Raw genomic sequence first — 13,943 nt, forward strand, 5'->3', positions numbered from 1 at the left:
GCTTCTTTCGTCGGGGAGCCGACGACTACTTCTTATGCCTGGTGGGCAACGATGTAGTCGATGGCTTCCTGAACGGTGGTGATCTTCTCGGCTTGCTCGTCGGGGATTTCGGTCTCGAATTCCTCTTCCAGAGCCATCACCAGCTCAACGGTGTCAAGGGAGTCGGCGCCCAGGTCTTCGACGAAGGAAGCGCTGTTGGTGACTTCTTCTTCCTTAACGCCGAGTTGCTCAGCAACGATCTTCTTGACGCGTTCTTCGATGGTGCTCATACCTTGTTTTCACTCCTATGGACAATCCGTACAGCTGGGCTGCGGGTAAGTGTATAGAAAGGGTTTTCTGCATTTCAAGCTGAACGCTGACGCCCCTTCGCGGCAACCCAGATGCTCTGTCTATTCCAGCGTTACGACGCTTGGATAATTTAGACAGCGCATATGACATCGCCACGAAGGAACTCGTCACATCAGCTCATGTACATTCCGCCATTCACCGGTACCGTGGCACCCGTTACATAAGCTGCGCCCTCGGAAGCGAGGAATGCTACCACTTTGGCGATCTCTTCGGCTTGTCCCAGTCGACCCAGCGGAATCTGGCCGAGCAGCGCTTCACGCTGGGCTTCGGGCAGTTCGCGGGTCATGTCGGTGTCGATGAAGCCGGGAGCCACCGCGTTGACAGTGATAGCACGGGAACCCACTTCACGCGCCAGGGCGCGGGTGAAGCCTTCCAGGCCGGCCTTGGCGGCCGCGTAGTTGGTCTGCCCGGCATTGCCCATGGCGCCGACCACGGAGCCGATATTGATGATGCGACCCCAGCGTGCCTTGGTCATGCCGCGCAGGACGGCTTTCGACAGACGGTAGAGGCTGTTGAGGTTGGTGTTGACGACATCGAACCATTCGTCGTCTTTCATGCGCATCAGCAGGTTATCGCGGGTGATGCCGGCGTTATTGACGACGATGGCCGGTGCGCCGGATTCCTTCTGGATGGCCTCGACAACGGCGGTCACGGACTCGTCGTTGGATACGTCCAGGACCATGCCGGAACCCTGGATGCCGTTTTCCTTGAGGTACTCGGAAATCTTCTGCGCACCGGATTCACTGGTGGCGGTACCGACCACAGTAGCGCCCATGCGACCCAGTTCCAGAGCGATGGCCTGGCCAATACCGCGGCTCGCGCCGGTAACCAGGGCAACCTTACCTTGCAGACTCATGCCTTATCTCCTGTTCAAGCCAGAGCCGCGCGGGCTGCGCCGAAGGCGTCCGCGGAATCCAGGTTGTGGGTGGTCACGCCCTTGGCGCAACGCTTGTTCAAACCAGCCAGCACCTTGCCTGGGCCGCACTCGGCCAGGTCGGTGACGCCTTTCTCGGCCAGCAGTTGCACGCTCTCGACCCAACGGACCGGGCTGTACAGCTGCGCCAACAGGTCGCGCTTGAGCGCGGCCAGATCGGCCGGAACCTGGGCGGTGACGTTCTGCACCAGAGCGATCTGCGGCATCTGCCACTGAACGGCTTCTACGGCCTCCGCGAAACGCTCGGCAGCCGGGCGCATCAGCGCGCAGTGCGACGGCACGCTGACCGGCAGCGCAACGGCACGCTTGGCGCCACGAGCCTTGCAGCCTTCGATGGCACGCTCAACAGCCTTGGCCGCACCGGCGATTACCACCTGGCCCGGCGCATTGAAGTTCACGGCGCTGACCACTTCGCCCTGGGCCGCTTCGGCGCAGGCGGCGAGCACGTCGGCATCGTCCAGGCCGAGGATGGCAGCCATGCCACCGGTGCCGGCGGGAACGGCTTCCTGCATCAGTTGGCCACGGCGCTCGACCAGCTTCACCGCATCGGCGAAGGCCAGGCTGCCAGCGGCGACCAGTGCGGAGTACTCACCCAGGCTGTGGCCGGCAACGTAGGCCGGCTGCGCACCACCTTCGGCCTGCCACAGGCGCCACAGGGCGATGGAGGCGGTGAGGATGGCGGGCTGGGTCTTGTCGGTCTGGTTCAGGCGCTCTTCCGGCCCTTCCTGTACCAGGGCCCAGAGGTCATAACCCAGGGCGGCGGAAGCTTCGGCGAAGGTATCGCGGACAACGGCTTGTTGTGCACCCAGCTCAGCAAGCATGCCGAGCGACTGCGAACCTTGACCGGGGAATACGAAGGCGAGGGATGCGGACATTGCAACAGGTCCCTTTTGTCTGTGTCGTCAAATGGATAACGCCGGCGAGAGCCTGGCGCATTGAACTGACAGTTGGATGACGGTCTGACGACCGCGGTCACACATTACAGCAGATGTTCCAGGCGGCCATGCAGCCGCTGGGGCAGATTCTCGCGGACTTCCAGCAGCGCGCGACGCAATGCGCTCTGGATGCCCTCCTCTTTCGCACTGCCGTGACTCTTCACCACGATGCCCTGCAGGCCGAGGAAACTCGCGCCATTGTGCTGCGAAGGCGTGAGATCGCCACGCAGCCGGCGCAGGAATGGCATCGCCATCAGGCCGACCGCCTTGGCCGGCAGACTGGAGCGGAACAGCTCTTCCAGGCGCGCGGCGACCATGGCCGCCAGCCCTTCGCTGGACTTGAGCAGGATGTTGCCGACAAAGCCATCGCACACCACCACATCGGCCAGCCCGCGGTACAGGCCGTCACCTTCTATGTAACCGATATAGTTAACGCCGCGCGCCTGCTGCAGGAGACTGGCCGCCAGCTTCACCTGCTGGTTGCCCTTGATGTCTTCGGTGCCGACGTTCAGCAATGCAACACGGGGATTGTGCTTGCCGAGGGTCTCCGCCGCGACGGCGCCCATGACGGCGAACTGGTAGAGGTGCTCGGCACTGCAATCGACGTTGGCGCCCAGGTCGAGCAGATGGCAATGGCCAGTCTGCGTCGGCACGGCAGTCACCATCGCCGGGCGGTCGATGCCGGGCAAGGTCTTGAGCAGGTAGCGGGACAGCGCCATCAGCGCGCCGGTATTGCCGGCACTGACGCAGGCATGGGCCTTGCCATCCCGAACCAGTTCGAGGGCAACACGCATGGAGGAATCGGGCTTGCCACGCAACGCCTGGGACGGACGCTCGTCCATCGTGACGACTTCGCTGGCAGGGTGGACGTGAAGACGCTGGCGTTCAGCCGGAGAAAGGCCGCGCAGGTGTTCTTCTATCAGAGGAGCTTGGCCGACAAGGACCAGCTGGAGGGAAGCATACTCGGCCAGAAAGGAAATGCAGGCCGGAACAATGCAGTGGGGACCGTAGTCCCCACCCATTGCATCAATCGCGATGATTGGTGCGGACAAAGATTACTCGTCAGAGCCTTTGTCTACGACCTTGCGGCCGCGATAGAAACCGTCCGGGGAGACGTGGTGGCGCAGGTGAACTTCACCAGTGCTCTTTTCCACGGACAGAGCGCTCGCGTCCAGGGCATCGTGCGAACGACGCATGTCACGAGCGGAACGGGATTTTTTGTTCTGCTGAACAGCCATGATTGATTAACTCCTAAACGTTTGGGTCACGCTTCAACTGCGCCAGTACGCTGAACGGATTGGGCCGCTCTTCGACGTTCTCGCTCGGTTCGGGCGCTGTAGCGTATCCCACCGGCTGCTGGCAATCCTCAGGGTCATGGACCGGCACGATGGGCAAGGCGAGCAGCAACTCGTCCTCAGCCAGCGAGGTCAGGTCGATGGGGTCATCCCCCACTTCCAACGCATCGTAGCCACTGGGCAGATCATCGATCGACTTGCCTTCCGGGATGATGACGTAATCGTACTCACCACCCACATGGAAGTTGGCCGGCTCGAGACAGCGCTGGCATACCATGCTCACCTCGCCATTGAGCTCGACGTGCATGACCGCCAGTTTCTGCTGATCACGGAAGAAGGAAAACTTCGCGTGAATATCGCCATCACTGCTGGTCAGTTGCTCGCTGAGACGTGCCATCTTGGCGATCGGCAGCACACCCTCGAGGGTGGCGGCGCGCTCGACCAATTTGCGCGGATCAACGTGAGGTGGTATCGGTCCATTCAACATAAGCGCGCCATTATAGGGATGCACCTGAAGCTGTCAAAGGAAATTAGCCATAAACCGCTGTATGGACAGCTCTTTTCGCTAGAATCGCCGGGACGCTCCGAAGGAATTTCCCATGCTGCCCCTGATCCTTGCTTCCAGCTCACCCTACCGCCGTGAATTGTTGCAGCGCCTGCGCCTGCCCTTCGACTGCGCCAGCCCCGATATCGATGAAACCCCGCTACCCGGCGAAAGCGCCGAGCAACTGGTGCGCCGACTGGCAGAAAGTAAAGCGCGCGCCCTCGCCCAGCGCTATCCCGCCCATCTGATCATCGGCTCGGACCAGGCCGCGGTGAACGGCCAGCGAATTCTCGGCAAGCCCCACGACATCGAGCGCGCCACCGAGCAACTGCTGGCCGCCAGCGGCAGGAGCGTCAGCTTCCTCACCGGCCTCTGCCTGCTGAACAGCCAGACCGGCCAGGCCCGCGTCGACTGCATCCCCTTTACCGTGCACTTCCGTGAACTCGACGAAGCACGTATCCGTCACTACCTCGAAGCCGAACAGCCCTTCGACTGTGCCGGCAGCTTCAAGGCCGAGGGCCTGGGCGTCAGCCTGTTCCGCCGCACCGAAGGCGAAGACGCCACCAGCCTGGTCGGCCTGCCGCTGATCCGCCTGGTGGACATGCTGCTCGCCGAGCAGGTGCAAATCCCCTGACCGGGCGAATCAAAAGGCCCAGCAATCGCCGGGCCCTTTCTTCTATAAGCAGCTTTATATATGGCGCCTTATACAAGGACGCCTATTTAAGGAAGCGCATCAGCGCAGCATCGGCCCCTGCCAGCCCATCCACAGCGCCATGCGCTCGGCGACGCTGGCGCCCAGCTTCTTGGCGAAGCGGTCGAAAGGCGAGTCCTGGACGGTGTAGTCGACGATTTCCTTTTCCTTGATGATCTCGCGCGCCACGTAGCTGGTGCTGCCCAGGCCATCGATCAGACCCAGTTGCAGCGCCTGCTCGCCAGACCAGATCAGACCGGAGAACAGCTCCGGATGATCCTTGTCCTTCAGGCGATCGCCACGCCCCTTCTTCACGCTGTCAATGAACTGCTTGTGCGTGGTATCCAGCACCTGCTGCCAGAACGCGGTTTCATCCGCTTTCGGCGGCTGGAACGGATCGAGGAACGCCTTGTGCTCGCCCGAGGTATAGATGCGGCGATCCACCCCCAGCTTCTCCATGGTGCCGACGAAGCCGAAAGTCGCCGCGGTCACGCCAATGGAGCCCACCAGGCTGGCCTTGTCCGCATAGATCTCGTCGGCAGCGCTGGCAATGTAATAGGCACCGGAAGCGCCCAGATCACTGATCACTGCATAGACCTTGATATCCGGATGCTCGCCGCGCTGGCGTTTGATCTCATCGTAGATATAGCCGGACTGCACCGGGCTGCCGCCGGGGCTGTTGATACGCAGGACGATGCCCTTGGTGCCGGCATCCTCGAAGGCCGCACGCAGCGCACCAACGATGTTGTCGGCACTGGCCGCCTCATTGTCGGCGATCATGCCCTTCACTTCGATCATCGCCGTGTGGCTGGCGCCGCGCGAGGCGGACTTGGACAGACCACTCAACGGACTGAACAGCGCCAGCGCGCCGAACAGATAAAGGAAGGTCAGCAACTTGAAGAAGATGCCCCAGCGGCGCGACCGGCGCTGCTCCTGCACGCCCGCCAGAACTGCCTTTTCCAGCAGCTTCCAGCTCTTGTCATCAGCCGCCGCGGGTTGCGCAGCCTTGCTATCGTCCGCCTTCCATTCATCCGACATCAGTTACCCACCTCAAGCTGCGGTTTCACCGAGCGCCCGGCCAGCCAGGCGCGCAATTCATTGAAATGCCCTACTTCCAGCGCCGGAGCATACTCGCGAAGAATCTCCAGCGACTGCGCACCATAACCCACCGCCACCGAATCCATGCCGGCACGACGAGCCATTTCCAGATCGAACGGCGAGTCCCCCACCATCAGCGCATCACGGGCATCGACGCGGCAGTGCTCGAGAATCTCGTGCAACATGCGCGGGTCCGGCTTGCTCGCCGACTCGTCGGCGGCGCGGGTAATATCGAAGAAATCGGTCCAGCCCTGCCCCGCCAGCACGCGATCCAGCCCGCGGCGGTTCTTCCCGGTKGCCACGGCCAGCTGGTAGCCGGCACTGCGAAACTCTGCCATCGCTTCGGCCACGCCAGGGAACAGCGGCGAAGGCTGCACCTCCAGGCTCAGGTAGTGATTGCCGTAATCGACACGGAAGCGCTCCAGCGGCTCGCCATCCACGACTTCGGGATACAGCGTCTGGATTGCCTCGGGCAGCCCCAGGCCGATGATGCCCTTGATCGCCGCATCACTGCGCTCGGGAAGCCCGGAGTTGACCGCCGCGACGCGCATCGCCTCGACGATACGACCGATGGAATCCACCAGCGTGCCATCCCAATCGAAGATCAGCAGGGAATACTCACGCATCCAGGCGCTCCACGGTACGCAGCCAGACCTCATCCACCGGCGCTTCCAGCTCCAGCACCGCGCCATCAGGCAGCGGCACACGCAGGTAGGCCGAGTGCAGGAACAGGCGCTTGCCGCCCAGCTCACGGATTTCGCGGGAGAAGTCTTCGTCGCCGTACTTGGGATCGCCGGCGATGGAGTGGCCGGCATGCTTGGCGTGCACGCGAATCTGGTGGGTACGGCCGGTGATCGGCCGCGCCTCCACCAGGGTGGCGAAGTCACCGAAGCGGCGCAGCACCTTGAACTCGGTCAGCGCTTCCTTGCCCTCGGGATTCACTTCCACCACACGCTCGCCGGAGCGCAGGTTGTTCTTCAGCAGCGGCACGGCGATCTGCTTCTTCGCCGCCGGCCAGTTGCCGCGCACCAGCGCGTGATAGCGCTTGTCCACAATGCGTTCACCGCGCAGGGCGTCGTGCAGGTGGCGCAGCATGCTGCGCTTCTTGGCGATCATCAGCAGGCCGGAAGTGTCGCGATCCAGACGGTGCACCAGCTCCAGGTCCTTGCACTCCGGACGCAGCTGCCGGAATGCCTCGATGACGCCGTAGTTCAGGCCGCTGCCGCCATGCACAGCGATACCGGTAGGCTTGTTCACCACGATCAGCGCCTTGTCCTCGAAGACGATGGAGGCTTCCAGGCGCTCGAGCAGACCCTGGGCCAGCGGCACCGGCTCATCACGCTCGGCCAGCCGCAGCGGCGGAACACGGATCACATCGCCCGCCTGCAGCTTGTACTCGGGCTTGATGCGTCCTTTATTCACCCGCACTTCGCCCTTGCGCAGGATGCGATAGATCAGCGTCTTGGGCACGCCCTTGAGCTGAGTACGGAGGAAATTGTCGATTCGTTGGCCGGCATACTCCGGCGCGACTTCAAGCAGCTGGACGCCGGAAGTCGGAGGGGCGGGATTTGTCATCCGTACATGATAACAATTTTTCATTCAATTGAAGCACTTAATCATTGCTGCTATATTCGGGAGGCCGCCAAAAGTGGCCAGGCCTGCGGATGATCGCGTAATCGCCATCCCCAACCGCCTGCAAACACATTGAACGGACACGAGGCAGTCCCCGGAAGCGTTGCAACGGCCCGAGCGATTCTCGCGCCGACAGCGCCTCGAAACCCAGGCCTTCAGACATGACCACGGCAGCCAATGTCGCCGTGATAAAAGCCAACCCCGCTCCCGGATTCAGCGAGTGGCACCCGGCTCTTAGGGAAATGTGCAGGGTGGAGATGCACAACTGTCGGATTGCGTTGCTTTCATGCCTTGAACGCATGCCTTGAACGTAGACGCACTTGCCGTCCGCATCTGACAGCCAATTCCTCCTCCTGATGAGTGCTTGTTCTTACTCGACAAGCAGGAAACGTAGTCGCGGCACAGCAGATTTATCCTGCTGCCGCTGGACACTGGAATGGTCCGCCGTTCCTGAGTACGTGCCTTAGCACCGACCGTGAGAGTCGTGTGTGCCGATCGCCGTTTCCGGTGGCCCCGGAAACCATTGGTACTACATGAAAAGAATGCTGATCAACGCAACTCAACCCGAAGAGTTGCGTGTAGCGCTGGTAGACGGCCAACGCCTGTTCGACCTGGACATCGAGTCCGGCGCGCGCGAACAGAAAAAGGCCAACATCTACAAAGGCCGCATCACCCGCATCGAGCCGAGCCTCGAGGCCGCATTCGTCGACTTCGGCGCCGAACGCCACGGCTTCCTTCCCCTCAAGGAAATCTCCCGCGAGTACTTCAAGAAGAACCCTGAAGGCCGCATCAACATCAAGGACGTCCTGAGCGAAGGCCAGGAAGTCATCGTCCAGGTCGAGAAAGAAGAACGTGGCAACAAGGGCGCCGCCCTGACCACCTTCATCAGCCTCGCCGGCCGTTACCTGGTCCTCATGCCCAACAACCCGCGCGCCGGTGGCATCTCCCGCCGCATCGAGGGTGAAGAGCGCAACGAACTGCGTGAAGCCCTGAACGGCCTGACCGTTCCCGGCGACATGGGCCTGATCGTCCGCACCGCGGGCCTGGGCCGCAGCTCCGAAGAGCTGCAATGGGACCTGGACTACCTGCTGCAACTGTGGGGCGCCATCAAGGAAGCCTCCGGCGAGCGCAACGGTCCGTTCCTGATTTACCAGGAAAGCAACGTCATCATCCGCGCCATCCGCGACTACCTGCGCCAGGACATCGGCGAAGTGCTGATCGACAGCATCGACGCCCAGGAAGAAGCCCTGAATTTCATCCGCCAGGTCATGCCGCAGTACGCGAGCAAGGTGAAGCTGTACCAGGACAGCGTTCCGCTGTTCAACCGCTTCCAGATCGAGAGCCAGATCGAAACCGCCTTCCAGCGCGAAGTGAAACTGCCCTCGGGCGGCTCCATCGTCATCGACCCGACCGAAGCCCTGGTGTCCATCGACATCAACTCGGCGCGCGCCACCAAGGGCGGCGACATCGAGGAAACCGCGCTGCAGACCAACCTGGAAGCGGCCGAGGAAATCGCCCGCCAGCTGCGTCTGCGTGACATCGGCGGCCTGATCGTCATCGACTTCATCGACATGACCCCGGCGAAGAACCAGCGCGCCGTGGAAGAACGCGTCCGCGAAGCCCTGGAAGCCGACCGTGCCCGCGTCCAGGTCGGTCGCATCTCGCGCTTCGGCCTGCTGGAAATGTCCCGTCAGCGCCTGCGTCCGTCCCTGGGCGAGACCAGCGGCATTGTCTGCCCGCGTTGCAACGGCCAGGGCATCATCCGTGACGTCGAATCCCTGTCGCTGGCCATCCTGCGCCTGATCGAGGAAGAAGCCCTGAAGGACCGCACCGCCGAAGTTCGTGCGCGCGTGCCGTTCCAGGTTGCCGCCTTCCTGCTCAACGAGAAGCGCAACGCCATCACCAAGATCGAACTGCGCACCCGCGCGCGCATCTTCATCCTGCCGGACGACCACCTGGAAACTCCGCACTTCGAAGTCCAGCGCCTGCGTGACGACAACCCCGAACTGCTGTCCGGCCACGCCAGCTACGAGATGGCCCCGGAAGAGCACGAGGAAGTCCAGCCGGTCAGCGCCACCCGCACCCTGGTTCGCCAGGAAGCCGCGGTGAAGACCGTTTCCCCGCAGACCCCTGCTCCGCAACAGACTGCCGCTGAAGCACCGGTCGCCGTCGAAGCCACCAAGCCCATGCCCGAGCCGAGCCTGTTCCAGGGCCTGGTGAAGTCGCTGGTAGGCCTGTTCGCCGGCAGCAAGCCGGAGCCGACTCCGGTCGCCGCCGAGAAACCGGCCGCCGATCGCAGCGAGGGCCAGGGCGAGCGTCGCAACGGCCGTCAGCAGAACCGTCGCCGTGACGGTCGCGACAGTGGCCGCCGTGATGACGAGCGCAAGGAACGTGGCGAGCGTGGTCGTCGCGACGAGCGTGGCGAACGCGGCGAGCGTGCCGAGCGCCCTGCCCGCGAAGAGCGTCAGCCGCGTGAAGAACGCGCCGAGCGTCAGCCCCGCGAGGAGCGCCAGCCGCGCGAAGAGCGTGCCGAGCGTCAACCGCGCGAGGAGCGTCAGCCCCGTGAAGAGCGCGCTGAACGCCAGCCGCGCGAAGAGCGTCAACCGCGTGAAGAGCGTGCCGAGCGTCAGCCGCGTGAAGAGCGTCAGCCCCGCGAAGAGCGTGGCGAGCGCAGCGAACGTCAACCGCGCGAAGAGCGCCAGCCGCGTGAAGAGCGTCAACCGCGTGCCGAACGTGGTGAGCGCGCCGAGCGTCAGCCCCGTGAAGAGCGCCAGCCGCGCGAAGAGCGTCCGGTTAGCGATGTCGCCGCCCTGGAAGCCGAAGAGCTGCCGAACGAGGAGCTGCTGGATCAACAGGACGACGAAGGCTCGGACGACGAGCGTCCGCGTCGCCGCTCCCGTGGCCAGCGTCGCCGCAGCAACCGCCGCGAGCGCCAGCGTGAAGCCGGTGTGGATGGTGTTGAAGGCGCCGATGGCGAAGTGAGTGCCGAAGGTACTGCCGAACAGGCTGCTTCCGACACCCCGTCGCCTGCCGCCATGGTCGCTGCCGCCGCCACCGCTGTAGCCGTTGCCGAAGCCGCCGCCGAGCAGGAGCAGCCCGCTGCCCAGGCCGAGGCCCAGCCGCTGGAATCCGGCGTGGTTGAAGCCGTACGCACCGAAAGCGCCCTGGAGCAGACCATCGAGTTCCTGGCCAAGCCCGCCGAACAGGCTGCCGAGCCGGTAGAAGCCACCAGCGAAAGCGCTGAAGTGGTTGCTGCCGAACCAGCGTTCGCGGAAGAAGCACCGACCCCGGCTGCTGAAACCGTGATCGAAGCCGTCGCCCAACTGGTCGAAGAGCCCAAGGTCGAAGCCGAAGCTGCAGTGGTTGCCGAGGAAGCTCCGGCTGCTGCCGAAGCGGCTACCGAAGAAGCTGCGGCCGTTCCGGCCAACGCCACCGGCCGCGCCTCCAACGACCCGCGCGAGCGTCGTCGCCAGGAACGCGCCGCCCGCGAAGCCGCCGCTGCTGCAGCTGCTGCCCCGCAGGTCGAGCAGGCTCCGGTTGCCGAAGTAGTGGTCGAAGAGACCGCTGCCGTGGAAGCTGAAGTCGTGGTCGAGCCGGCCGCCGACGTTACCGCCGAAACCCTTGTGGCCGAGGTAGTGAACGAAGCTGAAGCTGCCGAGCAGGCTGAAGGCGAGAAAGCCGAACAGGCTGAGAAGACCGAGGAAGAAGAAGGTTCCGTGGTGGAAAAGCACCACCACTGATAGCTTCCTGATCGGAAAAAGGGGATGCCACGGCATCCCCTTTTTTATTGCCTGCACTGCTGGGTTCGCCTGTTACGTAGGAGCGGACTCCGTCCGCGATAGGTCCGCAGCGCGCCGGAGGCCAATCGCGGACGGAGTCCGCTCCTACGCCCAGCTTGGCTCCGCCCCCTGGCCGGTTCGCGAGCAAGCTCGCTCCTACAAGGAGATGCAGCGTCGCTGGGCATATAGCGGCGAATCGCAGACACAAAAAAGGGGATGCCGCGGCATCCCCTTTATTCGGACGAAGCGATCTCAGTAGAGATTCGGCTCCATCTCCAGCTCCACACCGAAGCGCTGGCGGATGTCGTCACGAATGCGCTCGGCCAGGGCATGCAGCTGCACTCCCGTGGCGCCGCCGTAGTTCACCAGTACCAGCGCCTGCTGCGCATGCACGCCGGCGGCGCCATCGCGGAAGCCCTTCCAGCCGGCCTTGTCGATCAGCCAGCCGGCGGCCAGCTTCATCAGGCCATCGCCCTGCGGATAAGCGACCAGGTCGCTGTACTGCTGAAGCAGTGTTTCGGCCTGCGCGGCAGTGACCAGCGGATTCTTGAAGAAGCTGCCGGCATTGCCCAGCATCGCCGGGTCCGGGAGCTTCTCGCGGCGGATCGCGCAGATCACCCGCGAAACATCGGCCGGCGTCGGCGCGGTCACGCCCTCCTCTGCCAGACGTTGACGCACCGGACCGTAGTCCAGGTGCAGCTTGGCCGCACGGCTCAGGGCGAAGCGCACCCGCAGGATCAGCCAGCGCCCCGGCTCGCGCTTGAAGCGACTTTCGCGGTAGGCAAAGGCACAGTCTTCCAGCCCGAACTCGTGCAGCTCGCCGCTCTCGCGGTCCAGTGCGGTCAGTCCAGCAAAGACGTCCTTGATCTCGACACCGTAGGCGCCGATGTTCTGCATCGGCGCAGCACCCACGGTGCCGGGGATCAGGCTGAGGTTTTCCAGACCGCCCAGCCCCTGGGCCAGGGTCCAGCGCACGAAGTCGTCCCATACCTCGCCAGCTTCTGCCTCGACCACCACGCGCTCGCCATCATCACTGACGACACGCACACCGCGGGAGGCCATGCGCAGCACCAGTGCCCCGACATCACGGGTCAGCAGCAGGTTGCTGCCGCCGCCGATGACCATCAATGGCAGGCCCTTTTCAGCCGCGGCAACAATCCCCGCGCGCACCTCGGCGTCATCGTGGGCCTGGGCGAACCAGCGCGCTGCGACTTCGACACCGAAGGTGTTGTAGGGCTTGAGGGAAATGCGTTCTTGCAGTTGCAGCGTCACAGGCGCCCCTTCGCTTCTGCCAGCAGGCCGTCGCAGGCCCTTTCCACCAGGTCCAGCACCTGCTCGAAACCATCCTCGCCGCCGTAGTACGGGTCAGGGACTTCATCGAGTTCCAGCTCGTAGCGGCGCAGGAACAGGTCCAGCTCCGCCTGGCCGCTGCTACCGCGCAGACGTTTCAAGTCACGCAGGTTGGCGTTATCCATGGCCAGGACCAGGTCATAGCGGGAAAAGTCGGCAACGCTGACCTGCCGCGCCCGCAGGCCCGACAGGTCATAGCCACGACGCAGCGCGGCGGCACGGGTGCGCGCATCCGGCGCCTTGCCGACATGCCAGTCGCCAGTGCCGGCCGAGTCGATCTCGATGCGTTCTTCCAGGCCAGCCGCACGCACCTTGTGGCGGAACACGCCCTCGGCGGTGGGCGAGCGGCAGATGTTGCCCAGGCAGACGAACAGGACCTTCATCAGGCCCCCAGGATGCGCCGGACGCGCTCCAGGTCTTCCGCGGTATCGACGCCGGCCTGCGGCGCTTCCAGGGCATCGGCCACATGGATGCGCACGCCATGCCAGAGCGCGCGAAGTTGCTCCAGGCACTCGGTGTCTTCCAGCCAGCACGGGCCCCAGGCCACGAAGTCGCGAAGGAAGCGCGCGCGATAGGCGTAAATGCCGATGTGGCGGCGGTACGGTACGTTGGCCGGCAGGCTTTCGCGGTCCACTGCGAAAGCGTCGCGCGCCCAGGGCAGCGTGGCGCGGCTGAAGGTCAGGGCCAGGCCATTCTTGTCGCTGACTACCTTGACGATGTTCGGGTTGAACAGCGCGGCCGGGTCATGGATTTCCTCGCACAGGGTGGCGATGCCGGCTTCCGGGTGCGCGGCGAGGTTGGCGGCCACCTGGTCGATGATCGACGGCGGCACCAGCGGCTCGTCGCCCTGCACGTTGACCACGATGGCGTCGTCGGCCAGGCCCAGCGCGTCGGCCACTTCCGCCAGGCGGTCGGTGCCGGAGTTGTGGTCGGCGCGGGTCAGCACCACCTGGGCACCGAAACCCTGGCAGGCATCGAAGATGCGCTGGTCATCGGTGGCGACCACCACCTGGGTGGCCGAGCTTTTGCCGGCCTGCGCCCAGACGTGCTGGATCATCGGCTTGCCGGCTATGTCCTGCAGCGGCTTGCCGGGCAGGCGGGTGGAGGCATAGCGGGCGGGAATGACGACGGTATAGGCCTGGCTCATGGCGTTACTTGTCCAGACGCTCGTCGACGTTCAGGGTACGCGCCTCGCCTTCGAGCATCACCGGGATGCCGTCGCGCACCGGGTAGGCAAGGCCGTCGGTCTTGCAGATCAGCTCGGACTTGTCGTCGGTGAGCTTGAGCGGGCCCTTGCACAGCGGACAGGCGAGGATATCGAGGAGTTTCGGGTCCAT

At 63.9% G+C, this 13,943-nt stretch carries 15 protein-coding genes; 2 read left to right on the top strand and 13 right to left on the bottom strand.

The features are described 5' to 3' along the window. Positions 1 to 32 precede the first annotated feature (32 nt). The 6 genes from acpP to QO207_RS16960 all read right to left on the bottom strand — a co-directional run bounded on the left by acpP (position 33) and on the right by QO207_RS16960 (position 3,999). Positions 33 to 269, bottom strand: a complete 237-nt coding sequence (gene acpP, locus QO207_RS16935) for an acyl carrier protein (protein WP_015477931.1) — start codon at positions 267 to 269, stop codon at positions 33 to 35. 191 nt (positions 270 to 460) lie between these two features. Next, positions 461 to 1,204, bottom strand: coding sequence for a 3-oxoacyl-ACP reductase FabG (gene fabG, locus QO207_RS16940; protein ID WP_037014455.1), 744 nt, complete (start codon positions 1,202 to 1,204; stop codon positions 461 to 463). Positions 1,205 to 1,218: 14 nt separating this feature from the next. Then, complete coding sequence (gene fabD, locus QO207_RS16945) at positions 1,219 to 2,157, bottom strand: ACP S-malonyltransferase (protein ID WP_301533504.1); 939 nt, start codon at positions 2,155 to 2,157, stop codon at positions 1,219 to 1,221. A gap of 104 nt (positions 2,158 to 2,261) precedes the next feature. After that, the gene (gene plsX, locus QO207_RS16950; protein ID WP_367620476.1) at positions 2,262 to 3,269 is read right to left on the bottom strand and encodes a phosphate acyltransferase PlsX; all 1,008 of its coding nucleotides are present in this window, start codon (positions 3,267 to 3,269) and stop codon (positions 2,262 to 2,264) included. Between the two features lie 3 nt (positions 3,270 to 3,272). Beyond that, positions 3,273 to 3,455, bottom strand: a complete 183-nt coding sequence (gene rpmF / locus QO207_RS16955) for a 50S ribosomal protein L32 (protein WP_184586892.1) — start codon at positions 3,453 to 3,455, stop codon at positions 3,273 to 3,275. Between the two features lie 13 nt (positions 3,456 to 3,468). After that, a complete protein-coding gene (locus tag QO207_RS16960; protein ID WP_301533505.1) occupies positions 3,469 to 3,999 on the bottom strand; it encodes a YceD family protein in 531 nt (176 codons plus the stop codon). 112 nt (positions 4,000 to 4,111) lie between these two features. Here QO207_RS16960 and QO207_RS16965 point away from each other — a divergent pair, with 112 nt between their 5' ends. Then, positions 4,112 to 4,690 carry a nucleoside triphosphate pyrophosphatase gene (locus tag QO207_RS16965; RefSeq protein WP_301533506.1) on the top strand — a complete coding sequence of 193 codons (579 nt, stop codon included), beginning with the start codon at positions 4,112 to 4,114 and terminating at the stop codon, positions 4,688 to 4,690. Between the two features lie 99 nt (positions 4,691 to 4,789). On the opposite strand, the gene QO207_RS16970 is transcribed toward QO207_RS16965, so the two are convergent. The 3 genes from QO207_RS16970 to rluC are packed head-to-tail and all read right to left on the bottom strand — an operon-like array spanning position 4,790 to position 7,420. Continuing rightward, positions 4,790 to 5,785, bottom strand: coding sequence for a S49 family peptidase (locus QO207_RS16970; RefSeq protein ID WP_301533507.1), 996 nt, complete (start codon positions 5,783 to 5,785; stop codon positions 4,790 to 4,792). After that, positions 5,785 to 6,471 (bottom strand): HAD-IIIA family hydrolase, encoded by a 687-nt coding sequence (locus tag QO207_RS16975; protein WP_301533508.1) that lies wholly within the window; start codon positions 6,469 to 6,471, stop codon positions 5,785 to 5,787. Before QO207_RS16975 ends, QO207_RS16970 begins: the two co-directional genes overlap by 1 nt. Further along, positions 6,464 to 7,420: a 23S rRNA pseudouridine(955/2504/2580) synthase RluC gene (gene rluC, locus QO207_RS16980; RefSeq protein ID WP_301533509.1), complete on the bottom strand. Its 957-nt coding sequence runs from the start codon at positions 7,418 to 7,420 to the stop codon at positions 6,464 to 6,466. The genes QO207_RS16975 and rluC overlap by 8 nt, the downstream gene beginning before the upstream one ends. A gap of 590 nt (positions 7,421 to 8,010) precedes the next feature. Here rluC and rne point away from each other — a divergent pair. Next, complete coding sequence (rne, locus tag QO207_RS16985) at positions 8,011 to 11,217, top strand: ribonuclease E (RefSeq protein ID WP_301533510.1); 3,207 nt, start codon at positions 8,011 to 8,013, stop codon at positions 11,215 to 11,217. 291 nt (positions 11,218 to 11,508) lie between these two features. Here the strand turns inward: rne and murB are convergent, their stop codons facing one another. From murB to QO207_RS17005, 4 genes are read right to left on the bottom strand one after another with little or no spacing between them, the layout of a single operon-like run. Next, positions 11,509 to 12,528, bottom strand: coding sequence for a UDP-N-acetylmuramate dehydrogenase (murB, locus tag QO207_RS16990; RefSeq protein WP_301533511.1), 1,020 nt, complete (start codon positions 12,526 to 12,528; stop codon positions 11,509 to 11,511). Beyond that, complete coding sequence (locus tag QO207_RS16995) at positions 12,525 to 12,989, bottom strand: low molecular weight protein-tyrosine-phosphatase (protein ID WP_301533512.1); 465 nt, start codon at positions 12,987 to 12,989, stop codon at positions 12,525 to 12,527. The genes murB and QO207_RS16995 overlap by 4 nt, the downstream gene beginning before the upstream one ends. Then, positions 12,989 to 13,753, bottom strand: coding sequence for a 3-deoxy-manno-octulosonate cytidylyltransferase (gene kdsB, locus QO207_RS17000; RefSeq protein WP_301533513.1), 765 nt, complete (start codon positions 13,751 to 13,753; stop codon positions 12,989 to 12,991). Before kdsB ends, QO207_RS16995 begins: the two co-directional genes overlap by 1 nt. Before the next feature lie 4 nt (positions 13,754 to 13,757). After that, entirely contained in the window at positions 13,758 to 13,943 is a 186-nt protein-coding gene (locus tag QO207_RS17005) for a Trm112 family protein (RefSeq protein ID WP_081519465.1), read from the bottom strand.

Origin of the sequence: Pseudomonas sp. CAN1 (assembly GCF_030462585.1) — a bacterium.
Lineage (GTDB): Bacteria > Pseudomonadota > Gammaproteobacteria > Pseudomonadales > Pseudomonadaceae > Pseudomonas.